The following is a 22,062-nucleotide window of genomic DNA, read 5'->3' as shown; positions in this document are numbered from 1 at the left end:
CGCTTGCGGCGCTTTTCTTTGACTCGCCACCGCGCTCATTCTTTCTTTTCCCTCGACCATTGTGCTGCGAACGGTCTTTGACCGGCACTAGCCCAGAACCGATCCTGACGCCTGCGACACCCCCTGTGCAACGCTTTCAATGAGACACCAGCGCAGGAGAAATCGGAGGACAGGTCATGCAAGGGACGAACGTTCTGTTCGGCCAGATCGCTGTGGTAATCGGCATCGTGATCGCCGGCGTCTGGGGCGCCACACAATGGACAGCAGCGACCCTTGGCTATCAAGTACGCCTCGGATCGCCCTGGTTCGATCTTCTAGGTGTACCGGTTTATCACCCGTGGCGCTTGTTCGAATGGTGGTTCTTCTTTGATGCCTACGCGCCGCACGTCTTCGACACAGGCGGTGCGATTGCGGGTGGTAGCGGTTTGTTCGCTTTACTCGTCGCCATCGCCATGTCGGTATGGCGTTCTCGGCAGTCGCGGCTGGTTACGACTTATGGTTCGGCACGCTGGGCCGATGCCGTCGACATCCGCAAAGCTGGACTGACCCTCCCGGCGGGCGTCTTCCTCGGCCAACACGACGACCAATACCTCCGACATGAGGGGCCGGAACATGTCCTGAGCTTCGCACCCACGCGCTCGGGCAAGGGCGTGGGCTTGGTGGTGCCTACGTTGCTTTCGTGGCCGGCGTCCGCCGTCATTCACGACATTAAGGGAGAGAACTGGAAGATCACGGCGGGCTGGCGTTCGCGCTTTTCGCACTGCCTGCTTTTCAACCCCACCGATAGGCAGTCGGCCGCCTACAACCCGCTGCTTGAAGTCCGGCGCGGCGCACATGAAGTGCGCGACGTGCAGAACATCGCCGACATTCTGGTTGACCCTGAAGGTGCGTTAGAGAAGCGCAATCATTGGGAGAAGACCAGCCACGCGCTACTGGTCGGTGCAATCTTGCATGTTCTGTACGCAGGCGAGGACAAGACGCTGCGCGGCGTCGCCAACTTCCTCAGCGACCCGGCGTGTCCGTTCGAGCTGACGCTGCACCGGATGATGACGACGAAGCACCTGGGCGATGCGCCTCACCCGGTTGTCGCATCCGCTGCCCGCGAAGTGCTCAACAAGTCGGACAACGAGCGATCGGGCGTGCTCTCCACCGCCATGTCGTTTCTCGGCCTGTACCGCGACCCGACCGTGGCCGAAGTCACATCGCGCTGCGATTGGCGCATCGCCGACCTGATTTCCGCCGAGCACCCGGTATCGCTCTATCTGGTGGTGCCGCCCTCCGACATAAGCCGCACCAAGCCGCTGATCCGGCTCATCTTGAACCAGATCGGGCGGCGGCTGACCGAATCGCTCGACGGCAGCGATGGCATCGCGCGCCGGCACAAGCTGCTGCTGATGCTGGACGAGTTTCCGGCGCTGGGTCGCCTCGATTTTTTCGAGTCCGCGCTTGCCTTCATGGCCGGCTACGGCATCCGCAGCTTTCTCATCGCTCAAAGCCTGAACCAGATCGACAAGGCGTATGGGCAGAACCATTCCATCCTCGACAACTGCCATGTCCGGGTGACTTTCGCCACCAACGACGAAAGGACGGCGAAAAGGATTTCCGAAACCCTCGGCACCGCCACCGAGCTTCGCGCGCAGCGCAACTACGCGGGCCACCGCCTCGCTCCGTGGCTGGGGCACCTGATGGTGTCGCGTCAGGAAACTGCACGTCCGCTGCTGACGCCCGGCGAGGTGATGCAGCTTCCACCTGAGGACGCCGTAGTCATGGTGTCCAGCGTTGCCCCGATCCGCGCGAAGAAGCTGCGTTACTACGTCGACGCCAATTTCAAGGATCGCGTCCTGCCACCGCCCGTGCTCGCAGTCGGGAGGTACGCCGACGCGCCGCCAGCCCGCCCCGACGACTGGAGCGGCTTGGCGATCCCGGCCGTACCTACGGCGCCGACCTCGGTATCCGCCGATGGTCCGGGCGGCACCGATGACGGCGGCCCGCGCCGCCAGCTCGAACTCTCCGAAACCGTCGCCTACGAGCCCGAGTTGGACGCGTGTGCGAACGACCTGGAGCTGCTCGATGACGACGACCTGGCGCTCCCGCTTCCCGGCCAGCTCGACCCGGCCATGCAGCGCACGGCCCGGCTGGCTTCTCTCGACCCCAACGACGGAATCGACCTATGAGCCAATACCGCCTCAATCTTTTCATCCAGCCCGAGCACGCCAAGCGCCTGGATGAACTTGCCGCCAAGAAAGGCGTGTCCAAGTCCTCCATCGTCGCAGCGGCCTTGGCGTCCTGGCTGTCACCCGATGCGGGCGACCAGCGTGAGGCCGCCATTGCCAAGCGGCTGGATCGACTGTCGCGGCAGACCGAACGCATGGAGCGCGACCAGAACATCCAGATCGAAACGCTGGCGCTGTTCATCCGCTATTTCTTGACCATCAGCACGCCGGTGCCAGAAGCCCACAAGGACGCGGCCCGCGCCCAGGGCAAAGCGCGCTTCGAGCAGTTCGTCGAGCAGTTGGGTCGCCACCTGCTGCGTGGCCGCAGTCTGGTGCGCGACGTGGTGGAGGAACTGCACCCCGATCCGATGCGGATGGATGACGCAGCAGCGATGGCGTCCGCCGATGAGCGAGCTGCAGAGCGTGCGTCATGAGTGCCGTTCCGCAGATTCCGCCTGAATCTCGCTCATCCGCCGCGGCGTCCCAGGATCGCCGCATCCAGATGCTGCGCACGGCGATGGGGCCGCTGATCGCCGCTGCGCTCGAAGATCCGGATGTTGTGGAAATCATGCTCAACCCCGATCGCACCCTGTGGGTGGATCGGCTGTCGTCGGGTCGCTCGCCGCTGGGCGTGGAGATGCCCGAGGCCGATGGTGAACGCATCATCCGCCTGGTCGCCGCGCATGTCGGCGCGGAGGTGCATCGCGGCCAGCCGCTCTTGACCGCCGAGTTGCCGGAAACCGGCGAGCGTTTCGAGGGCATCCTGCCTCCGGCCGCCCCGGGGCCAGCCTTCGCGCTACGCAAGCGGGCCGTGAGCATCATCGGCCTGGATCGCTACGTGGCCGACGGCATCCTGACCGCCGGGCAGGCCGAGTTCCTGCGCCGCGCCGTGCGCGAGCGGCAGAACATCCTGATCGCCGGCGGCACCAGCACCGGCAAGACCACGCTGGCGAACGCGCTGCTGGCCGAGATCGCCGCCACAGGCGACCGCGTGCTGGTGCTCGAAGACACCATCGAGCTGCAATGCGCGGCCCGCGACCATGTGCCGCTGCGCACCCGCGCCGGCGTCGTCACAATGACCGAGCTGGTGCGGGCCACGATGCGCCTGCGGCCTGACCGCGTGATCGTCGGCGAAGTGCGTGGCGGCGAAGCCCTGGACTTGGTGAAGGTCTGGGGCACCGGCCACCCCGGCGGCATTGCCACCATCCATGCCGGCTCCGCCTTGGGCGCACTGCTGCGTCTGGAGCAACTGATCCTCGAAGTGGCAGTGAATCCGCCCCGCGCCCTGATCGCCGAGGCGGTCAACGTGGTGATTCACATCGCAGGCCGTGGCCGCAAACGTCACGTCGAAACCATCTCCCGTGTCGTCGGCTTCGACGGTGCGGGCTATCGCCTGACAGATGCGCTGGAAACGCCGTTTCCCGAGCTGCCGCCGGTTCCTCTTGCAGCCGCTGCCGCTGCGCCTTCCTCGACCCCTGACCAACCTGGAGAACTGCCATGACGCACGTTGATGCTTTCCGTCTTTCCGTAAATCCTATTTCTCGCCTGTCCAGCATGGCGCGGCTGCGCCACCTGGCCCGTCCCGCAGGGCAAGGGCTGCTGCTGGCCGCGCTGATGCTGTTGCTGGCGGGCACGGCGCAGGCCGCCGGTTCCTCGATGCCGTGGGAAGGGCCGCTGACCTCCATCCTCGAATCCATCCAAGGGCCAGTCGCCCGGATCGTGGCGGTGATCATCATCATCTCGACGGGGCTTGCGCTGGCGTTCGGTGATACCAGCGGCGGCTTTCGCAAGCTGATCCAGATCGTGTTCGGCCTGTCCATCGCGTTCGCCGCGTCCTCGTTCTTCCTGTCGTTCTTCAGCTTCTCCGGAGGGGCCGTCGTATGAGTAAGGCCACCGATCTTCCGGGCTTTGAAGTGCCGCTGCATCGCTCGCTGACCGAGCCGATCCTGCTGGGCGGTGCGCCGCGCACCGTGGCGATTGCCAACGGCACGCTAGCCGCCGCCGTCGGGCTGGGCCTGCAACTGTGGATTCCCGGCGTGGTGCTCTGGATCGTCGGCCACTCGCTGGCCGTATGGGGTGCGCGCGTCGATCCGCAGTTCATGCAGGTCTTCGCGCGGCATATCAAACACCGCCCGCTTCTGGACGTGTGAGGGGAGGACGCCATGCTGAACCTTGCCGAATATCGTCAGCGCCCGGCCTTGCTTGCCGACTGGCTGCCCTGGGCCGGGCTGGTCGCGCCGGGCGTTGTGCTGAACAAAGATGGTTCGTTTCAACGCACGTTCCAGTTTCGCGGCCCCGACTTGGACAGTGCGACACAGGGCGAGCTGATTGCCACGTCGGCGCGGCAGAACAACGCGCTTCGCCGTACCGGGTCTGGCTGGGCCTTCTATATCGAGGCCGAGCGGATGCGGGCATCGAGCTATCCGCAATCCTCCTTTCCCGAACCACTGTCCTGGCTGGTGGATGAGGAGCGACGCGCGGCGTTCGAGGAGTCGGATGGCCATTTCGAGAGCGTCTATCACTTCACGTTGCAACACCTACCGCCGCAAGAGTCTCGCGCCCGTGCGGCTGGGATGCTGTACGAGAACCGGCCCACTGAGGGTGTGGACTGGCGTGGTCGGCTTGATTCCTTCGTGGCAGAGACCGATCGCGTGTTCGACCTGCTCGATGGTGTGATGCCGGAGATTGCCTGGCTGGACGATAGCCAGACGCTGACCTACCTGCATGCCACAGTCTCCACGCGGCGCTATCGCGTCGGCGTGCCCGACGTGCCGTTCCATATCGACGCACTGCTGGCCGATGCCGCGCTGGTCGGCGGCCTGGCGCCCATGCTGGGCGATCAGCACCTGCGCGTGGTGTCGGTACGAGGCTTCCCGACCTCGACCTGGCCGGGGATCTTGGACGACCTCAACCGCCTGGGCTTTGCGTATCGCTGGAGTACGCGCTTCCTGTGCCTGGACAAAGCCGAGGCGGAACGGGAATTGGGGCGCTTGCGGCGCCAATGGTTCGCCAAGCGCAAGAACGTCATCGCGCTGCTGCGCGAAACGATCTTTCAGCAGGAAAGCCCGCTGGTCGATACCGATGCCAGCAACAAGGCCGCCGACGCCGATGCCGCCTTGCAGGAGCTGGGCAGCGATCAAGTCGCCTTCGGCTACCTCACCGCCACGGTGACGGTGCTCGACGCCGACCCGGCCGTGGCCGACGAGAAGCTGCGCATGGTGGAGCGCGTCATCCAGGGCCGGGGTTTCGTGACCATCCCCGAAACCCTCAACGCAGTCGATGCCTGGCTGTCGTCCGTCCCCGGCAACGCATACGCGAACGTGCGTCAGCCCATCGTTTCGACGCTGAACCTGGCGCACATGATGCCGATGTCAGCGGTATGGGCTGGGCCGGAGAAGAACGAACACCTCGATGGCCCGCCGCTGATCGTCACCCGCACCGATGGCGCGACGCCGTTCCGGCTGGTGACGCACATCGGCGACGTGGGGCACACCCTTGTCGCCGGGCCGACCGGCATGGGCAAGTCGGTGCTGCTCGCCATATTGGCCATGCAGTTCCGGCGCTACTTCGGCTCGCGGATCTTCGCCTTCGACATGGGGCGCTCGATGCGCGCCACCATCCTCGGCCTTGGCGGTGAGCACTACGACCTCGGTGCCGATGGCGGCATCGCCTTCCAGCCACTCGCGCGAATAGCCCACGAGGGCTACCGCACCTGGGCCGCCGAATGGGTGGAGGGCCGGCTGCTGCACGAAGGCGTGACGGTCGGCCCGGACGAGAAGGCTGCCATTTGGTCGGCGCTGCGAAGCCTTGCCGGTGCGCCAGTGGAGCAGCGCACCATGACCGGCTTGTCGGTGTTATTGCAGTCCAACGCGCTGCGCCAAGCGCTCGCGCCCTATGTGTTGGGCGGCGCCCACGGCAAGCTGCTGGACGCTGACCACGACCGGCTGGGCATGGCCGACGTGCAGGGCTTTGAGATGGAAGAACTGATGCACAGCCCCGCCGCCGTGCAAGCAGTGCTGCGCTACCTGTTCGCCCGCTTCGACGAACGTTTTGACGGCGCGCCCACGCTGCTGATCCTCGATGAAGCGTGGCTGTTCCTCGATGAGCCGTCCTTCGCGGCCCGCATCCGGCAATGGCTCAAGACGCTCAGAAAAAAGAACGTCAGCGTCATCTTTGCCACGCAGTCGCTGGCCGACATCAAGGACTCGACCATCGCGCCAGCCATCATCGAAAGCTGCGCGAGCAGGATCTTCTTACCTAACCCGCAGGCCACCGAGCCGCAGATTCGCACGATCTACGAAGGCTTCGGCTTGAACAGCCGCCAGATTGAGATCGTGGCGACCGCACAGCCCAAGCGCGATTACTACTACCAGTCGCGCCTCGGCAATCGCCTGTTCGACCTCGACCTGGGGCCTGTCGCGCTCGCATTCGCGGGCGCATCCACCCCTCAAGACCAACGCGATATTGACCGCGTGCTGACGCAGGCCGGCGCTCCCGGCTTCGCCGGCGCGTGGCTGCGCCATCGCGGCCTCGGCTGGGCCGCCGACCTGCTGCCGTCCGCTCCGGCGGCAGCTTCCTTTCTCGCTTCTCAACCGCTGGAGGTTTCACCATGAAGACCAAGCCCCGTTTGCTCTCTGTCTCACTCGCTGCCGTGCTGTCGGTATCGCTGCTGGCCGTGCAGCCCGCATCCGCGCTGACGGTGTTCGACCCGTCCAACTTCGTGCAGAACACGCTGACCGCCGTGCGCACGCTGGAACAGATCAACAACCAGATCAACCAGCTTCAGAACGAGGCGCAGATGTTGATGAACCAGGCCAGGAACCTGGCAAATCTCGACTTCAACATCGTCAACCGCCTGCGCTCGACGCTCGCCACCACCGAGCGCCTGATCGCCGAGGCGCGCGGCTTGGCCTACGACGTGCAGAGCATGGATGCCACGTTCGCCCGCCTGTACCCGGAACAGTACGCCGCCACCATCAGCGGCGACCGCATGGCACAGGACGCCCGCGAACGCTGGCAGAACACCTTGAACGGCTTGCACACCGCGATGCGGATGCAGGCGCAGGTGTCGCAGAACCTCGCCCAAGACGAAAGCGCGCTGGCCGATCTCGTGAGCCAGAGCCAGTCGGCCACCGGCGCGCTGCAAGCGATGCAGGCGACGAACCAGCTCCTGGCTTTGCAGGCCAAGCAGTCGATCCAGGCGCAGCAGCTCCAGATCACGCAAGACCGGGCCGCTTCACTGGAACTGGCGCGGCAAGCGGCGGCTATGGAGCGCGCCCGCGAAGTGCGGCGGCGCTTTCTGGGCACCGGCACGCCGTACACGCCGCAGTCCGTCAACTTCTATAACAACTGACCGGAGGCGGCCATGCGATGCGCTTCCGTCCTGATGGCCGTGCTGCTGACCGCGTGCGGCCAGCAGCCGGCCGAGAACCTGGCCGACGCCCTGGCCGCAGATCCGGTGCGGCTCAAGGCGTTGCGCGGGCAATGCGCGGCCGACCGGCAGGCCGTGGGCGAGGATGCCTGCCGCGCCGCCGCTGAAGCCTTCCGGCGGCGCTTCTTCGCCGGCCATACCGGGCCGGATGAATACAACTCGCTGGCTGAACTCCCGCCGATTCCGCCGAGCTTCGATACGCCCGCAGATGAATTGCCAGAGGGCGCCGTTCCGCTCACTCCGCCCGAGGATTCGCCATGAACGACGTGACCATCATCGACCGTTTCCTCGATACGTTCTCGCGCTACATCGACTCGGGCTTCGGCTTATTGCAGGGCGAAGTGGCATTTCTCACCGCCACGCTCATCGTCATCGACATGACGATCGCTGGCCTGTATTGGGCCATGAGCCACGCCACCGGCCAGGGCGACGACGTGATCGCCAAGCTGCTGCGCAAGGTGCTCTGTGTCGGCGCGTTCGCCTACATCATCGGCAACTTCAACTGGCTGGCGAGCATCGTGTTCCGCTCGTTCGCCGGCTTGGGAATTACCGCTACCGGCTCGGCCATCACGATGGAGAACTTCCTTCAGCCGGGCCGGCTGGCGAAGACCGGCATCGACGCAGCCGCGCCGATTCTGGAACAGATCGGGGACATGGCTGGGTTCCCCGAGGTGTTCGTGAACATCGACCCTATCGTGGTTCTGTTCATCGCCTGGCTGGTGGTGATCCTCTGCTTCTTCGTGCTGGCCGTACAGCTTTTCATCACGCTGATCGAGTTCAAACTGACTACGCTCGCCGGCTTCGTCTTGATCCCGTTTGCACTCTGGAACAAGACCTCGTTCCTCGCGGAAAAGGTGCTAGGCAACGTGGTGTCGTCAGGCATCAAGGTCTTGGTGCTGGCCGTCATCGTCGGCATCGGTTCAGGCCTGTTCGCCGAGTTCCAGGTGCATCCCGACGAACCATCCATCGACCACGCGCTGGTCGTGATGCTGGCCTCGCTCGCGCTGCTGGCGCTGGGCATTTTCGGCCCCGGTATCGCCACCGGCCTGGTGTCCGGTGCGCCACAGCTTGGTGCGGGCGCGATGGCTGGTGCTGCGGTCGGGGCTGTCGGCACCGGCGTTGCCATCGGCGCCGCCGTAACGGGCGTGGGCGGCGCCGTCATGGCCGGGGCACGAATGGCCCCGGCGGCCGCAAAGCTGGCCGGTGCCGGTGCGCGTGCCGCGACTTCGGCGGCCGGCAGTGCCCGATCGGCGTTCCAGGCCGGTTCCGCTGCGGCCGGCGGCGGTGCCAAGGGCGCGGCGGCTGGCCTCGGCAATGTCGCCAAGACTGGCGCACAAGCCGCAGGCCGCAGCGTCACCTCTGGTGCTTCCGCTGTTGGGCAGAAGGTGGCCGACTCCTTCCGCGCTGGCTGGAACGGCACAGAAGCCGGCAGCGACGGTGCTGGCCCCGGCCAGACCGCAGACGGCACCGCAGGCTCGCAGAAGCAAGAGCAACCGGCCTGGGCCAAGCGGATGCACCGCCGCCAGCAGGCTACCCATGCCGCGACCACTGCCGCCCACACGCTGCGCGGCGGCGACGGCGGCGGCTCCGGGCAAGGCCCGAGCCTGCGGGATTCCGATACCTAACCTTCAAGGAGAACACCCATGCGATTCAAACGACCGCAGGTGCGCTACGCCGATACGCCGCAGCCTGCCACCCCGTATCAAGCCGCCGCCCAGGTGTGGGACGACCGTATCGGCTCCGCCCGCGTGCAGGCGAAGAATTGGCGCCTGATGGCCTTCGGCTGCCTAGTGCTCGCGCTGTTGATGGCCGGCGGCCTGGTGTGGCGCTCGGCGCAGTCCATCGTGACGCCCTATGTCATCGAGGTCGATCAAGCCGGGCAGGTGCGCGCCGTGGGAGAGGCCGCCACGCCGTACCGGCCCGGCGACGCGCAGATCGCGCACCACCTGGCGCGCTTCGTGACGCTGGTTCGCTCGCTGTCCATCGACCCCATCGTGGTGCGGCAGAACTGGCTCGATGCCTACGACTACACCACCGACAAGGGCGCGGCGGTGCTCAACGACTACGCCCGCACCAATGACCCATTCGCCCGCATCGGCAAGGAATCGGTAACGGTGCAAATCACCAGCGTGGTTCGCGCGAGCGACACGTCTTTCAACGTGCGCTGGACAGAGCAGCGCTATGTCAACGGTGCGCCCGCCGGCACCGAACGCTGGAACGCCGTGCTTTCGACCGTCCTGCAAACCCCGCGTACTGAACAGCGCCTGCTCAAGAACCCATTGGGTATCTACGTCAACGGCCTGTCATGGAGCCGCGAACTGGATTCTTCCGAAGGAGCCAAACCATGAAACTTCGTTTCCGCCTTTACGTTGTTCCTTTGACGCTGCTGGCCCTCGCGGGCTGCGCCTCGCAGGGGAAGCCGCCGCCATCCATCTCGCTCGACGAGACGGTGCTGGCCCAGCCGTTGCCCGAACCGCCCAAGCCCGTCGAAGTCGTCGCCGTCCCTGAACCGCTGGCGCTGCCGGCGCAGTTGAAGCCCCTGCCGGAACTCGATGAGGCCCCCGTTGCGCCGGAGCCGGCCGACGAAAAGGTGCGCGTTTCCCGTGCCAATGCAGAAGCGCGTATCGCGCCTACCCGTGAGGGCTACGTCAACGCGATTCAGGTGTGGCCGTTCACCGATGGCGCGCTTTATCAGGTCTATGCGTCGCCGGGGCGCGTGACGGTGGTTTCGCTTCAACCGGGCGAGGAACTGGTAACGGTCGCCGCCGGCGATACCGTGCGCTGGATCGTGGGCGACACGTCCAGCGGCGGCGGGGCCGATCTGCGCGTCAATGTGCTGGTCAAGCCTATCCGCTCCGGTCTGAAAACCAATCTCGTCATCACCACCAGTCGGCGCACCTACCTGCTGGAGCTGACCTCGACCGAGAGGGCATGGATGGCGTCGGTGTCCTGGGACTATCCGAAAGACCGAATGCTCGCGTTGCAGCGCCAGGCGCAGGCAGCGCAGGCAACAACGCCTGTCGATACGGGCCTGTCGCTGGACAAGATCCGCTTCCGCTACGCGGTATCGGGCAGCAACCCGCCGTGGAAGCCTCTGCGCGCCTTCGATGATGGAGAGAAGGTCTATATCCAGTTCCCGCCGGGCATCGCCCAGGGCGAGCTGCCGCCGCTGTTTGTCATCGGCGCGCAGGGCGACGGGCAACTGGTGAACTACCGTTTTCGCTCGCCGTACTACGTCGTGGATCGCCTGTTCGGCGCGGCCGAACTGCGGCTGGGCGGCGATGGCGGCGACGTGGTGCGGATCGAGCGCACCGATGGTGTTGCACGGAGGAACTGACCATGAGCCAGGATGACACTCCCGACCTTGCCGCGCCGCAGGCGGACAAGGTGGCGCCGGAGGCAGTGGCGCTGCGCGCCCAGCCGCGTCCAGTCACACGCCTGAACCGGCGCTCGCTGGCCATCCTTGCCGGCGTCCTAGCGGTCGCCGTGCTCGGCGCGCTGATGTGGTCGCTGCAACCTCATCGACGCAGCACAGGCGAGCAGACCGAGCTTTACAACGTCGATCGCGTGTCAAAGTCGGAAGGACTGGATGCGCTGCCGACGGACTATTCCAAGCTGCCGCCGGCGTTGCTGCCTGCCGTTCCCGAACTAGGGCCACCGCTGCCGGGCGATCTTGGCCCGGCTATCGTGAAGTCGCAGCAACCGGCGACGGCTGCCTACGCGGCCCCCGGTCACGACCCGAACGATGCCCTGCGAAAAGAAGCCGAGGCGGCCGCGGCCTCGTCCGTGTTCTTCCGCTCGGGTGGGCAGAATGCGGCGCCGGTAGCGCAGACACAGGTGGCCGCTGCGCCGGGCTTCGCCGCCAATGCGGCGTTTGACCCGCTGGCGGCCGGGCCGGCCTCCACGGCGGCCCAACCTGCTGACCCGACAGCGGTGCAAAACCGGCAAGACCAGAAAGAGGCTTTCATGAAAGCTGGCCCCACTGAAACCCGTAATTCCGGCAATCTGACTCTGCCAATTTCGCCGTATCAGGTTATGGCCGGAACAGTGGTCGCAGGTGCCTTGGTGACGGGCATCAAGTCGGACTTGCCCGGCGACGTGATCGCCACGGTGACGGAGCCGGTCTATGACACAGCCACCGGGCGCTTCCTGCTGATTCCGCAGGGTTCGCGCATCCTGGGCAAATACAACAGCCAGGTCAGCTACGGGCAGAGCCGCGTTCAAGTCGTCTGGAACCGGATCATCCTGCCGGACACGTCTTCGCTCACGCTCGACAACCTGGCCGGCACCGACCCAGCCGGCTATGCCGGGCTGGAGGACGATGTGGACTACCACTGGGGCCGCATCTTTGCCGGTGCGGCACTCACCACGCTGCTGGGCGTCGGTGCCGAGCTGGCCGCGCCGGAGAACCGGCAGGATGGTGATCGCGTCATCATCGCTGGGCGCGACAGCGCGCAGGACAGCATCAATCAGGTCGGCCAGGAGATGACCCGGCGCAACCTCAACATCCAGCCGACCTTAACGCAACGGCCGGGCCTGCCGGTTCGCATCATCGTCAACCGGGATCTGGTGCTGCGGCCGTACCAGCCGCTGTTCTTCAACCGGGGGACTTCACGATGAGCACGACCAAGAAGCTGCGGCTCGGCCCGCTGCCGAAGACCGAGAGCACCAAGCTGACTTTCGTTTGCCCGACCAGCTTGAAAGTCGACCTCGACCGCTACGCCGCGCTACACGCGCAGGCGTATGGCGAGGCCGTTGATGCGGCGACGCTGATCCCGCATATGCTGGAAGCGTTCATGGCGGGGGATCGAGGATTCAGGAAGGGCACGGCGACCCGCAGCACACCACCGAAGCCGCCATGATTGCACCGCATGCTATTCAACGGCATCCATCGAACGCGCAGCCCAGGCTGCGCGTTCTTCATTCTGGATGCCGCCGAGCCTGTTGGGCTATGATGATGCGACAGGCCCGCCGTTCCTCGGCAATCCAGCACTACACAGTGCGATGCGGCTTTCTCTCCCAACGCTCCTATGTCGCTCCTAGCCGACAACGCCGCTCTTCTTCTAAGCGGCCCCGAAAGGAGCTAACCTACTGTCCCATATACGGTTTCAAGTCCTTCTTGATTTGCGCGAAAGAATTGACACCGGCACTTTTTTGTCCGCATTTCTGCTGTCAGGCGCGATCCCCGCCTGGCGTAGTTGCCAGCTGGCAAGATCGAAACGATCAGGCAGGTCCCGCAAGCTTTCTCGATCCCACGCAATGAGGTAGTGGTCATAAGCCTGTTGCCAGTGTGATTGCGACCATGGCGGCGACTCGGTGAGGATACCCTGCAACTGCGCCCACTCAGCGAGGGTTTGGGCCAGAACCCGTTCGAACACCGCGGTGTCCTTCTCAGGCAGGTTGGTGGCGCCCTCCGCAGCGTCGAAGGTCACCGGTTTGCGCCGGGCCTGCAACAGGTAGGCGCCTTGGCGCAGGTTGGCCCAGCGCAAGTCGGGCTCATACAGATAGTCAGGGGAGTCATCGTCGATCAGCAATTCTGGCGCGAAACGGCGTATCAGCAGTTCGGCGGCGATTTCCGCCATGGCGGGTACACCGCCGAGATGCATGTAGAGACTGTTGACCAGGTCGAGCCGAATCTCGCTGAAGTGTTCGTACTTGTTATGGGCATTGAACAGCTCGAAATCCAGAATGTGGCCTGGTCGGCGCTGCTCCGCTGGATAGAGTGCATCGATCAGCGCCTGCTCAGCGAGGGCGCGATGCAGTGCAGCGGTTGTCGGGGTGTAGTCCCCTTGGGCTGCCGTCGCCAGGCGCTGGCCCAGGCGTTCGAAAGCTCTGGCGCCAAGCAGCGCTTCGACGACCTGTCCAGGCGGTGCATTCAGGGCCGAACCGTCCATTGCGATGCGCCCAGAAGGGTTCGCCAGCCCGCCCGCCTCGCGCTCGCGAGTGGTGGGATGCCTGTATCGCAATCCTTGGTAGTAGAACGACGCCTGCGCTTGGTTGAGCAGCTTTTCGAACAGGCTGCTGCCGGGAGCATGTGCGAACAGGTGGCCGGCGAGGAGCGGGAGATCAAGGTACTTGCTGGTTTCCAGGGGGGCGTGCCAGCCGCGGTTGGATGCTGCGGTCAGTTGGCCGCGAAGCAGCAGCGTTGCTATGAGATAGGCGTCCGTCCGTCTGAGACTCGGGTAATGGTGCCAAAGTGCTTGGCCAAAGCTGCAGACTGCATAAGAGGCGTCCAGATGCGCTCGTGGAAGCAGTTCGGGAAACTTGTGGGTGTCGGCGTCTTTGATGAGCTGTCTGGCCAAGCTTGCATAAAACAGCGCGCAATCGTCCAGGTTCACCTGCAGGGACGTTTCACGCCCTAGAAAATGATTAAGGTGCTGTTTAGCGCTGTCCTTGGCCAGAGCTGCATCCAGGGCGCCTTCAAGCTCCAGGTCAAGCAGCGTTGACGGGTAAAGTGCGCCAAGATCGAATGCTCGATCAAAATGGTCGCTCAGTGAGGTGGCGACGTCTTGTGCGCCGGAAAGCTCACTGATGACAACGACCTGTGCCGGGGTAAGTGCGCGAATCCTAGCCCTTTCGGCAGAATCGAGGGTCGAGCGACGTGACATGGCGGCCTCCGCTGTGTGAAAGGCGTCAGTCTGTCGAAACCGGGTACGGCCAGGGCGGTGCCAGGGCACCACACACTGGTGGGGAGCTGGCGGTGTGAAAACGTGATGACGGGGATATCCCGCAGGTCAGCCGTTTTCACACTGTCGCAGGGGTGCGCGGCTATTCCTGGTCGGCGCTGGATTGATCGTCACCGTCCTGCTCGACGCCGGGCGTCGGTTCAGCGTGGACAGCAACGGATTGCTCTTCAGGGTTCAGGCTTGGGAAGGGAAGATTCGGGATTTCATGCATCTCGTCGTTCCTCGCAAGTGTGAGTGAAAAGGCAGCGCTTGGCGCATATGAGGCTTCGAAAAGCTGGGGCAGGATACAGCAGTCTGGATGACAGTTTGCGATTTTTCATGGGCGCTGGTCGATTTTCGCGGGCGGCTATCGAACATCGGGAAGCAGGAAGGGCGCGAGAGCGAGCAGCCCGCGACAGTGTTATCGCGGGCTGCTCGCGGGCCATCGGCCAGGTTCAGCGACAGACGTCGGCGACGGCCGCTGCCAGCTGTTCCAGGCGCTTGGCGTCCGCTCCGGCGATGTTCGCCCGGCCGGTACCGACCATGTATACGCTGTGTCGCTCGCGCAGCAGACGCACCTGTTCGGGATTCAGCCCGGTGTAGGAGAACATCCCGCGTTGCGCGGCGATATGCGCGAAGCGCCCGGCCAGGCCATGGGGCTCCAGCGCTTTCACCAGGCCGACGCGAAGCTCGGCGATGCGCTGGCGCATGGCGTTCACTTCCTCGATCCACAACGCCTTGAGTGCCGGGTCACCGAGAATCTCGGCGACCACCGCCGCGCCATGGTCTGGCGGCGTCGACCACAGGTTGCGCGCAATGAACGCCAGCTGGCTGCGCACATCCTGCAGTTTATCGGCGTCGTGGCTGCACACCAGCAGGGCGCCGGTGCGCTCACGGTACAGGCCGAAGTTCTTCGAGCAGGAGCTGGTGATCAGCAGTTCCGGCAGTTCGGCGGCGAACAGGCGCACTGCCCAGGCGTCCTCCTCCAGGCCGTCACCGAAGCCCTGGTAGGCAAAGTCGATCAATGGCAGCAAGTTGCGCCGCTTGACGATGTCGAGCACCGCGCGCCAGTCGTCCCGGCCCAGATCGAAGCCGGTGGGGTTGTGGCAGCAGGCGTGCAGCAATACCACGTCGCCTTCCGGTGCTTGCTCCAGTGCGGCGAGCATGGCGTCGACGTTCAGGCGGTTGTCCGCGCCCACGTAGGGGTAGTGCGACACCTTGAGCCCGGCACCGGCGAAGATCGTCTCGTGGATCGGCCAGGTCGGGTCGCTCAGCCAGATACCGCGGCCCGGCAGGCAGTGGGCGATAAACTCCGCCGCCAGGCGCAGGGCACCTGTGCCGCCAGGGGTCTGGGTGGCGCCGGCGCGCTGGCTTTTGAGCAGCGTGGAATCGCTGCCCAGCACCAGCTCGCTGACCAGGCGTCCAAAAGCTGCATCGCCATGACCGCCAACATAGCTCTTGGTGGCTTGCCGCTCGACCAGGCGTTGCTCAGCCTGCTTTACCGCCGCCGGAATCGGCGTCAGCCCCTGAGCGTCCTTGAACACGCCGACACCCAGGTCGAACTTGGCCGGGTTGCCGTCGCGGGCGTAGGCTTCCATCAGCCCCAGGATCGGGTCGCCAGGGACCCGAGCGATGGCGGCGAAGTGCATCACTTGCGCCCTTCAGCAGTTTTGGCGACCTCGTCGGTGCGCGCGCACATGATGAAGTCGTTGCGGTGCAGGCCTTTGATCGAGTGGCTCCACCAGGTCACGGTGACCTTGCCCCACTCGGTCAGCAGGCCAGGGTGGTGGCCTTCGGCTTCGGCGATCTCGCCGATGGCGTTGGTGAAGGCCAGGGCGTGCTTGAAGTTCTTGAACAGGAACACGCGCTCGAGCTCCATGTGGCCGTCGCGGGTTTCGATGTTCCAGTCCGGGATCAGTCGGATCAGTTCCGCCAGCTCCTCGTCGGTGACTTTCGGCGCATCGGCGCGGCAGGCTTCGCAGTGGGCTTGGTTCAAGGCATTCATGGGTGTTTTCCGGTTTGAGTTGTTATCGACAGGGGCGCTCAGGCAGCGACCTTGGGTGGAAACTTCGGTGCGTGCAGGCCCAGCTGCATGGCCTGGTGGACCATGGTCATGATGTCTTCGTGGGCCAGGTCGAACAGACGCTTCATGTTCGGCAGGACGAAGTACAAGGGCTGCAGGATATCGATGCGGTAGGGCGTGCGCATGGCTTCGATCGGGTCGAAGGCCTGGTGCTCTGGTTCGCTGGACAGGCTGTAGACCGTCTCTTTCGGCGAGGAGAGGATGCCGCCGCCGTAGATCTTGCGGCCTTGCGCGGTCTCCATCAGGCCGAACTCGATGGTCATCCAGTACAGGCGCGCCAGGTAGACACGCTGTTCCTTGGTCGCCGCCAGGCCGAGCTTGCCATAGGTGTGGGTGAATTCGGCGAAGAACGGGTTAGTCAGCAGCGGGCAGTGGCCGAAGATCTCGTGGAAGATGTCCGGCTCCTGCAGGTAGTCCAGCTCTTCCGGGGTGCGGATGAAGGTGGCGACCGGGAAGCGCTTGCTGGCCAGCAGTTCGAAGAAGGTCTGGAAGGGGATCAGCGCAGGGACGCGGGCGACCTGCCAGCCGGTGGTGGCGCCAAGCACCTTGTTGACTTCGCCCAGCTGCGGGATGCGGTCATGGGGCAGCTTGAGCTGGTCGATGCCGTCGAGGTACTCCTGGCATGCCCGGCCTTCGATCACTTTCAACTGACGGGTGATCAGGGTGTTCCACACCGCATGCTCTTGCTGCGGGTAGTCGATAAAGCCATGCGCATCGGGCTCGCGTGCCACGTACTGCGTCTGTTTCATGTGGCTCTCCTGGTGAGGGCGTTCTTGTTATGTACAGGACATACCTTAGGAATATCCCTACAAACGAGGTTTTGCACCGGGGTGCGCGCCCGTCCTGCGCCGCCGTTTATCTTCTGTGCGTAACGATAATTTTACAAAATTAGCGTCATCCCGGAAAATCACGGACATCGAGCTGGGCAGACGGCTATTTTTGTCAGCTTATCTTTACGACTTTTCCGTGGCGCGAGCAAAAACTCGGCCCCTTAGAGAGCCTTCATGCGCATCAAAGTGCATTGCCAGAACCGCATCGGCATTTTGCGGGACATCCTCAACCTGCTGGTGGAGTACGGGATCAACGTGTTGCGCGGCGAAGTGGGGGGAGACCATGGCAATGCCATCTACCTGCACTGCCCGAACCTGATCAACCTGCAGTTCCAGGCCCTGCGGCCCAAGTTCGAGTCGATCGCCGGGGTGTTCGGGGTCAAGCGCGTCGGCCTGATGCCCAGCGAGCGCCGGCACATGGAGCTCAATGCGCTGCTGGGGGCGTTGGACTTCCCGGTGCTGTCGATCGACATGGGCGGCAGCATCGTCGCCGCCAACCGTGGCGCGGCGCAGCTGCTCGGCGTACGGGTGGACGAAGTGCCGGGCATTCCGCTGTCGCGATATGTCGAGGACTTCGACCTGCCGGAGCTGATACGGGCCAACAAATCGCGGATCAACGGCCTGCGGATCAAGGTCAAGGGCGATGTGTTCCTGGCCGATATCGCACCGCTGCAGTCCGAGCATGACGACAGTGAAGCCCTGGCCGGCGCGGTAATCACCTTGCACCGCGCGGACCGTATCGGTGAGCGCATCTACAACGTGCGCAAGCAGGAGTTGCGTGGGTTCGACAGCATCTTCCAGAGCTCACGGGTAATGGCCGCCGTGGTGCGCGAGGCGCGGCGCATGGCGCCGTTGGACGCACCGCTGCTGATCGAGGGCGAGACCGGCACCGGCAAGGAGCTGCTGGCGCGGGCCTGTCACCTGGCCAGCCCGCGTGGCCAGGCGCCGTTGATGGCGCTCAACTGCGCCGGCCTGCCCGAGTCGATGGCCGAGACCGAGCTGTTCGGCTATGGGCCGGGGGCGTTCGAGGGCGCGCGGGCCGAGGGCAAGCTGGGGCTGCTGGAGCTGACGGCCGGCGGCACGCTGTTCCTCGACGGGGTGGGGGAGATGAGCCCGCGCTTGCAGGTCAAGTTGCTGCGCTTCCTGCAAGATGGCTGTTTCCGTCGGGTCGGCAGCGACGAAGAGGTGTACCTGGATGTGCGGGTGATCTGCGCGACCCAGGTCGACCTGTCCGAACTGTGCGCCCGTGGCGAGTTCCGCCAGGACCTCTACCACCGCCTCAACGTGCTGTCGCTGCACATCCCGCCGCTGCGCGAATGCATGGATGGCCTGGAAGGGCTGGTGCAGCATTTCCTCGACCAGGCCAGTCGGCAGATCGGCTGCCCGCTGCCGCGCCTGGCGCCGCCGGCGATGGAAAAACTCGGCCAGTATCATTGGCCGGGCAATGTGCGCCAGTTGGAAAACGTGTTGTTCCAGGCAGTGTCACTGTGCGAAGGCGGGGTGGTGAAGAGCGAACATATCCGCTTGCCGGATTATGGCGCGCGTCAACCGTTGGGCGAGTTTTCCCTGGATGGCGATCTTTCGCAAATTGTCGGGCGGTTTGAAAGGGCGGTATTGGAAAGTTTGATGAGTGAATTTCCAAGTAGTCGGGCGCTGGGGAAAAGATTAGGCGTTTCCCATACGACCATTGCCAACAAGTTGCGAGATTATTCGCTGAACAAGTCGGCGGAATAATCTGGAAGTTTATCGAGGCTTGAATTGATCGCGGGGCAAGCCCACACACGAATGCAGTGGTGGGAGGGGCTTGCCTCGCGATAAGCCTATGGTCTCAGCCGTTGGAGCAACCGTTGCCCATCACGCGGTATTCGAGAATGTGCTTCTGGCCCTGGGAGTCCTCATAGGTCATGCGCGCAGGCACCACTTCGCAGACGTTCGGCACTTCGCTCATGGAGATGACGCGGGCGATATCCAGGTGCTGCGAATAACTGTACTGTTCAACCGGAATCTGCTCGACATCTTTTGCTTCGCCGGCCAGTGCCGCGCCGCAAAAACCGCCAAGTACCAATACCAGTAAAGCTTTCATTTTCAATTTACCTGTCTAAGGTCGTGAGGGGGCGCGCGGCGCTTGTGGCGCCGCGAGTGCAACTAAGTTTCAACTATCAGGATAAGGTGCGGATTAACGTTGCCTTCGTGGGGGCTGTTTCCAAGTTAATCGCGTTGCCGTTGCTGGCGAGGTGAATTCTAGGAGGGTGGTCCGGGCTGAAACAGAGCGGGTTTTGATAAAGTCTTTTGACAGAATCTGTAACAATCACTGGCAAAGCGCTGCCTTTTGCCGCCGGCGATGGCTGGATGCCATGCGCTAGAGCGGTTGCTGTAAATTCGTGGGCTGACGGTTCGTCGCGTTACTACCAACGTCGAATGGTCTTTGTCGCTCTGGTACAGTTACAAACGCTTCCATACAAAAACAACTATTACACCGAGGTAACACAGATGAGTGCGGCTCCACTGTATCCCGTTCGTCCCGAGGTTGCGGCCAGTACCCTGACCGACGAGGCCACCTACAAGGCCATGTACCAGCAATCGGTGATCAACCCGGACGGCTTCTGGCGCGAGCAGGCCCAGCGTCTTGACTGGATCAAGCCCTTCACCAAGGTCAAGCAGACCTCGTTCGACGACCACCATGTCGATATCAAATGGTTTGCCGACGGCACTCTGAACGTCTCCTACAACTGCCTGGACCGCCACCTCGAAGAGCGCGGCGACCAGCTGGCGATCATCTGGGAAGGCGACGACCCTTCCGAGCATCGCAACATCACCTACCGTGAGCTCCACGAGCAGGTCTGCAAGTTCGCCAACGCCCTGCGTGGCCAGGACGTGCACCGGGGTGACGTGGTCACCATCTATATGCCGATGATCCCCGAGGCCGTGGTCGCCATGCTGGCCTGCGCGCGCATCGGGGCGATCCACTCGGTGGTGTTCGGCGGCTTCTCGCCCGAGGCGCTGGCCGGCCGCATCATCGACTGCAAGTCCAAGGTGGTGATCACCGCCGACGAAGGCCTGCGTGGTGGCCGCCGTACCCCGCTCAAGGCCAATGTCGACCTGGCCTTGACCAACCCTGAAACCAGCAGCGTGCAAAAGATCATCGTGTGCAAGCGCACTGGTGGCGACATCGCCTGGCACCAGCACCGCGATATCTGGTACGAAGACCTGATGAAGGTCGCCTCCAGCCACTGTGCGCCGAAAGAAATGGGTGCGGAGGAGGCGTTGTTCATCCTCTATACCTCCGGCTCCACCGGCAAGCCCAAGGGCGTGCTGCACACCACCGGTGGCTACCTGGTGTATGCCGCGCTGACCCACGAGCGCGTGTTCGACTATCGCCCGGGCGAAGTGTACTGGTGCACCGCTGACGTGGGTTGGGTCACCGGCCACAGCTACATCGTCTATGGCCCGCTGGCCAATGGTGCGACCACGCTGCTGTTCGAAGGTGTGCCGAACTACCCGGACATCACCCGCGTGTCGAAGATCGTCGACAAGCACAAGGTCAACATCCTCTACACCGCGCCGACCGCCATCCGCGCCATGATGGCCGAGGGCGAGGCGGCGGTCGCCGGCGCCGATGGCTCCAGCCTGCGCCTGCTGGGTTCGGTGGGCGAGCCGATCAACCCTGAAGCCTGGAACTGGTACTACAAGACAGTCGGCAAGGAACGTTGCCCGATCGTCGATACCTGGTGGCAAACCGAGACCGGCGGCATCCTCATCAGCCCCTTGCCGGGCGCCACGGGGCTCAAGCCGGGTTCGGCGACCCGTCCGTTCTTCGGCGTGGTGCCGGCACTGGTGGACAACCTGGGCAACCTGATCGACGGCGCCGCCGAGGGCAACCTGGTGATCCTCGATTCCTGGCCGGGCCAGTCGCGTTCGCTGTACGGCGACCACGACCGCTTCGTCGACACCTATTTCAAGACCTTCCGTGGCATGTACTTCACCGGTGACGGCGCCCGTCGCGACGAAGATGGCTACTACTGGATCACCGGCCGCGTGGATGACGTGCTCAACGTTTCTGGCCACCGCATGGGCACCGCCGAGATCGAGAGCGCGATGGTGGCGCATCCGAAGGTCGCCGAGGCGGCGGTGGTGGGCGTGCCGCACGACATCAAGGGGCAGGGCATCTATGTCTACGTCACCCTGAACGCCGGCGAGGAATCGAACGAGCAATTGCGCCTCGAGTTGAAGAATTGGGTGCGCAAGGAGATCGGCCCGATCGCTTCGCCGGACGTCATCCAGTGGGCGCCGGGGCTGCCGAAGACCCGCTCGGGCAAGATCATGCGCCGCATCCTGCGCAAGATTGCCACTGGCGAGTACGATGCGCTGGGCGATATCTCCACCCTGGCCGATCCAGGGGTGGTGCAGCACCTGATCGATACCCACAAGGCGATGAGCCTGGCTTCGGCCTGAGTCGAACCATCGCGGCAAGTCGGCTCCTGACGGTCGTGGGAGCGGGCTTGCCTCGCGATGAGGCTGTCACAAAAACCCCCGCCCATATCCGGCGGGGTTTTTGCTTTACTGATACAAACTGTTACTCCGAGAGTCATCGGTAACCGTCGCTGTCACCGATTGCGCCCAAATGCGGGGCTTGTGGAAACATCTGTATGCCAAATGGGTGCATTCTGCGAGCGTTTCGTGCAGGCTCGCACGCTGCGCTTGCCGGAATACAAGGCTTTGCCAATAATGGGCCCGCTTATTGCTTTGGGTATAGGTTATTTCTCTTTTGCTCTTGCATATCTCGCGGGAGCTGTCAATATCGCCCGCCGCGGTTCCTGGCGCTTCTGTAATTAGTTGTCGC

At 64.0% G+C, this 22,062-nt stretch carries 21 protein-coding genes; 15 read left to right on the top strand and 6 right to left on the bottom strand.

All coding sequences use genetic code 11. The features are described 5' to 3' along the window. Positions 1–176 precede the first annotated feature (176 nt). The 13 genes from LU688_RS20305 to LU688_RS20245 are packed head-to-tail and all read left to right on the top strand — an operon-like array spanning position 177 to position 12,506. Positions 177–2,174, top strand: a complete 1,998-nt coding sequence (locus LU688_RS20305; protein WP_001163195.1) for a conjugal transfer protein TraG — start codon at positions 177–179, stop codon at positions 2,172–2,174. After that, positions 2,171–2,647: a ribbon-helix-helix protein, CopG family gene (locus LU688_RS20300; protein WP_000085131.1), complete on the top strand. Its 477-nt coding sequence runs from the start codon at positions 2,171–2,173 to the stop codon at positions 2,645–2,647. Before LU688_RS20305 ends, LU688_RS20300 begins: the two co-directional genes overlap by 4 nt. Then, positions 2,644–3,714: a P-type conjugative transfer ATPase TrbB gene (gene trbB / locus LU688_RS20295; RefSeq protein ID WP_023093367.1), complete on the top strand. Its 1,071-nt coding sequence runs from the start codon at positions 2,644–2,646 to the stop codon at positions 3,712–3,714. The genes LU688_RS20300 and trbB overlap by 4 nt, the downstream gene beginning before the upstream one ends. After that, positions 3,711–4,097 (top strand): TrbC/VirB2 family type IV secretion system protein, encoded by a 387-nt coding sequence (locus LU688_RS20290; protein ID WP_000150010.1) that lies wholly within the window; start codon positions 3,711–3,713, stop codon positions 4,095–4,097. Before trbB ends, LU688_RS20290 begins: the two co-directional genes overlap by 4 nt. Continuing rightward, complete coding sequence (locus tag LU688_RS20285) at positions 4,094–4,363, top strand: VirB3 family type IV secretion system protein (RefSeq protein WP_003092280.1); 270 nt, start codon at positions 4,094–4,096, stop codon at positions 4,361–4,363. Before LU688_RS20290 ends, LU688_RS20285 begins: the two co-directional genes overlap by 4 nt. Positions 4,364–4,375: 12 nt before the next feature. Continuing rightward, positions 4,376–6,826, top strand: coding sequence for a conjugal transfer protein TrbE (gene trbE / locus LU688_RS20280; RefSeq protein WP_000933135.1), 2,451 nt, complete (start codon positions 4,376–4,378; stop codon positions 6,824–6,826). Continuing rightward, positions 6,823–7,566: a P-type conjugative transfer protein TrbJ gene (gene trbJ / locus LU688_RS20275; protein WP_003092277.1), complete on the top strand. Its 744-nt coding sequence runs from the start codon at positions 6,823–6,825 to the stop codon at positions 7,564–7,566. Before trbE ends, trbJ begins: the two co-directional genes overlap by 4 nt. Before the next feature lie 12 nt (positions 7,567–7,578). Continuing rightward, positions 7,579–7,905: a hypothetical protein gene (locus LU688_RS20270; protein ID WP_014603538.1), complete on the top strand. Its 327-nt coding sequence runs from the start codon at positions 7,579–7,581 to the stop codon at positions 7,903–7,905. Beyond that, positions 7,902–9,269 (top strand): P-type conjugative transfer protein TrbL, encoded by a 1,368-nt coding sequence (trbL, locus tag LU688_RS20265; protein WP_001000746.1) that lies wholly within the window; start codon positions 7,902–7,904, stop codon positions 9,267–9,269. The genes LU688_RS20270 and trbL overlap by 4 nt, the downstream gene beginning before the upstream one ends. A gap of 18 nt (positions 9,270–9,287) precedes the next feature. Continuing rightward, entirely contained in the window at positions 9,288–9,992 is a 705-nt protein-coding gene (gene trbF / locus LU688_RS20260) for a conjugal transfer protein TrbF (protein WP_001211312.1), read from the top strand. Continuing rightward, positions 9,989–10,981 carry a P-type conjugative transfer protein TrbG gene (trbG, locus tag LU688_RS20255; protein WP_000776560.1) on the top strand — a complete coding sequence of 331 codons (993 nt, stop codon included), beginning with the start codon at positions 9,989–9,991 and terminating at the stop codon, positions 10,979–10,981. Before trbF ends, trbG begins: the two co-directional genes overlap by 4 nt. Positions 10,982–10,983: 2 nt before the next feature. Then, positions 10,984–12,264 (top strand): TraB/TrbI/VirB10 family type IV secretion system protein, encoded by a 1,281-nt coding sequence (locus LU688_RS20250; protein ID WP_003092274.1) that lies wholly within the window; start codon positions 10,984–10,986, stop codon positions 12,262–12,264. After that, positions 12,261–12,506 carry a DUF2274 domain-containing protein gene (locus LU688_RS20245; RefSeq protein ID WP_000108283.1) on the top strand — a complete coding sequence of 82 codons (246 nt, stop codon included), beginning with the start codon at positions 12,261–12,263 and terminating at the stop codon, positions 12,504–12,506. Before LU688_RS20250 ends, LU688_RS20245 begins: the two co-directional genes overlap by 4 nt. A gap of 246 nt (positions 12,507–12,752) precedes the next feature. On the opposite strand, the gene LU688_RS20240 is transcribed toward LU688_RS20245, so the two are convergent. From LU688_RS20240 to phhA, 5 genes are all read right to left on the bottom strand, one after another. After that, on the bottom strand, positions 12,753–14,252 hold the full coding sequence (locus tag LU688_RS20240) for a hypothetical protein (protein WP_232888128.1): 1,500 nt from the start codon (positions 14,250–14,252) through the stop codon (positions 12,753–12,755). 160 nt (positions 14,253–14,412) lie between these two features. Next, positions 14,413–14,541, bottom strand: coding sequence for a hypothetical protein (locus tag LU688_RS20235; protein ID WP_023628479.1), 129 nt, complete (start codon positions 14,539–14,541; stop codon positions 14,413–14,415). Between the two features lie 223 nt (positions 14,542–14,764). Continuing rightward, complete coding sequence (locus LU688_RS20230; RefSeq protein ID WP_177182928.1) at positions 14,765–15,961, bottom strand: amino acid aminotransferase; 1,197 nt, start codon at positions 15,959–15,961, stop codon at positions 14,765–14,767. Continuing rightward, positions 15,958–16,314 (bottom strand): 4a-hydroxytetrahydrobiopterin dehydratase, encoded by a 357-nt coding sequence (locus tag LU688_RS20225; RefSeq protein WP_023628481.1) that lies wholly within the window; start codon positions 16,312–16,314, stop codon positions 15,958–15,960. Before LU688_RS20225 ends, LU688_RS20230 begins: the two co-directional genes overlap by 4 nt. 38 nt (positions 16,315–16,352) lie before the next feature. Beyond that, positions 16,353–17,141 carry a phenylalanine 4-monooxygenase gene (gene phhA, locus LU688_RS20220; protein ID WP_094011863.1) on the bottom strand — a complete coding sequence of 263 codons (789 nt, stop codon included), beginning with the start codon at positions 17,139–17,141 and terminating at the stop codon, positions 16,353–16,355. Between the two features lie 255 nt (positions 17,142–17,396). Here phhA and LU688_RS20215 point away from each other — a divergent pair, with 255 nt between their 5' ends. After that, on the top strand, positions 17,397–18,956 hold the full coding sequence (locus tag LU688_RS20215) for a sigma-54-dependent transcriptional regulator (RefSeq protein ID WP_094011864.1): 1,560 nt from the start codon (positions 17,397–17,399) through the stop codon (positions 18,954–18,956). 94 nt (positions 18,957–19,050) lie between these two features. On the opposite strand, the gene LU688_RS20210 is transcribed toward LU688_RS20215, so the two are convergent. Beyond that, positions 19,051–19,305: a DUF2790 domain-containing protein gene (locus tag LU688_RS20210; RefSeq protein WP_023630669.1), complete on the bottom strand. Its 255-nt coding sequence runs from the start codon at positions 19,303–19,305 to the stop codon at positions 19,051–19,053. Between the two features lie 407 nt (positions 19,306–19,712). On the opposite strand from LU688_RS20210, the gene acs reads away from it, so the two are divergent. Next, on the top strand, positions 19,713–21,674 hold the full coding sequence (acs, locus tag LU688_RS20205; protein WP_038706576.1) for an acetate--CoA ligase: 1,962 nt from the start codon (positions 19,713–19,715) through the stop codon (positions 21,672–21,674). Positions 21,675–22,062: the final 388 nt, after the last annotated feature.

Origin of the sequence: Pseudomonas soli, assembly GCF_021283165.2 — a bacterium.
GTDB lineage: Bacteria > Pseudomonadota > Gammaproteobacteria > Pseudomonadales > Pseudomonadaceae > Aquipseudomonas > Aquipseudomonas soli.
The sequence above is the reverse complement of the archived record's forward strand: the minus strand, read 5'-3'. Positions and strand labels throughout refer to the sequence as shown.

What these genes read in the sequence shown, in the direction of transcription:
- LU688_RS20305 (WP_001163195.1), top strand. Translation starts at nt 177, where the DNA reads ATGCAAGGGACGAACGTTCTGTTCGGCCAGATCGCTGTGGTAATCGGC.
- LU688_RS20300 (WP_000085131.1), top strand. Translation starts at nt 2,171, where the DNA reads ATGAGCCAATACCGCCTCAATCTTTTCATCCAGCCCGAGCACGCCAAG.
- trbB (WP_023093367.1), top strand. Translation starts at nt 2,644, where the DNA reads ATGAGTGCCGTTCCGCAGATTCCGCCTGAATCTCGCTCATCCGCCGCG.
- LU688_RS20290 (WP_000150010.1), top strand. Translation starts at nt 3,711, where the DNA reads ATGACGCACGTTGATGCTTTCCGTCTTTCCGTAAATCCTATTTCTCGC.
- LU688_RS20285 (WP_003092280.1), top strand. Translation starts at nt 4,094, where the DNA reads ATGAGTAAGGCCACCGATCTTCCGGGCTTTGAAGTGCCGCTGCATCGC.
- trbE (WP_000933135.1), top strand. Translation starts at nt 4,376, where the DNA reads ATGCTGAACCTTGCCGAATATCGTCAGCGCCCGGCCTTGCTTGCCGAC.
- trbJ (WP_003092277.1), top strand. Translation starts at nt 6,823, where the DNA reads ATGAAGACCAAGCCCCGTTTGCTCTCTGTCTCACTCGCTGCCGTGCTG.
- LU688_RS20270 (WP_014603538.1), top strand. Translation starts at nt 7,579, where the DNA reads ATGCGATGCGCTTCCGTCCTGATGGCCGTGCTGCTGACCGCGTGCGGC.
- trbL (WP_001000746.1), top strand. Translation starts at nt 7,902, where the DNA reads ATGAACGACGTGACCATCATCGACCGTTTCCTCGATACGTTCTCGCGC.
- trbF (WP_001211312.1), top strand. Translation starts at nt 9,288, where the DNA reads ATGCGATTCAAACGACCGCAGGTGCGCTACGCCGATACGCCGCAGCCT.
- trbG (WP_000776560.1), top strand. Translation starts at nt 9,989, where the DNA reads ATGAAACTTCGTTTCCGCCTTTACGTTGTTCCTTTGACGCTGCTGGCC.
- LU688_RS20250 (WP_003092274.1), top strand. Translation starts at nt 10,984, where the DNA reads ATGAGCCAGGATGACACTCCCGACCTTGCCGCGCCGCAGGCGGACAAG.
- LU688_RS20245 (WP_000108283.1), top strand. Translation starts at nt 12,261, where the DNA reads ATGAGCACGACCAAGAAGCTGCGGCTCGGCCCGCTGCCGAAGACCGAG.
- LU688_RS20240 (WP_232888128.1), bottom strand. Translation starts at nt 14,252, where the DNA reads ATGTCACGTCGCTCGACCCTCGATTCTGCCGAAAGGGCTAGGATTCGC.
- LU688_RS20235 (WP_023628479.1), bottom strand. Translation starts at nt 14,541, where the DNA reads ATGCATGAAATCCCGAATCTTCCCTTCCCAAGCCTGAACCCTGAAGAG.
- LU688_RS20225 (WP_023628481.1), bottom strand. Translation starts at nt 16,314, where the DNA reads ATGAATGCCTTGAACCAAGCCCACTGCGAAGCCTGCCGCGCCGATGCG.
- phhA (WP_094011863.1), bottom strand. Translation starts at nt 17,141, where the DNA reads ATGAAACAGACGCAGTACGTGGCACGCGAGCCCGATGCGCATGGCTTT.
- LU688_RS20215 (WP_094011864.1), top strand. Translation starts at nt 17,397, where the DNA reads ATGCGCATCAAAGTGCATTGCCAGAACCGCATCGGCATTTTGCGGGAC.
- LU688_RS20210 (WP_023630669.1), bottom strand. Translation starts at nt 19,305, where the DNA reads ATGAAAGCTTTACTGGTATTGGTACTTGGCGGTTTTTGCGGCGCGGCA.
- acs (WP_038706576.1), top strand. Translation starts at nt 19,713, where the DNA reads ATGAGTGCGGCTCCACTGTATCCCGTTCGTCCCGAGGTTGCGGCCAGT.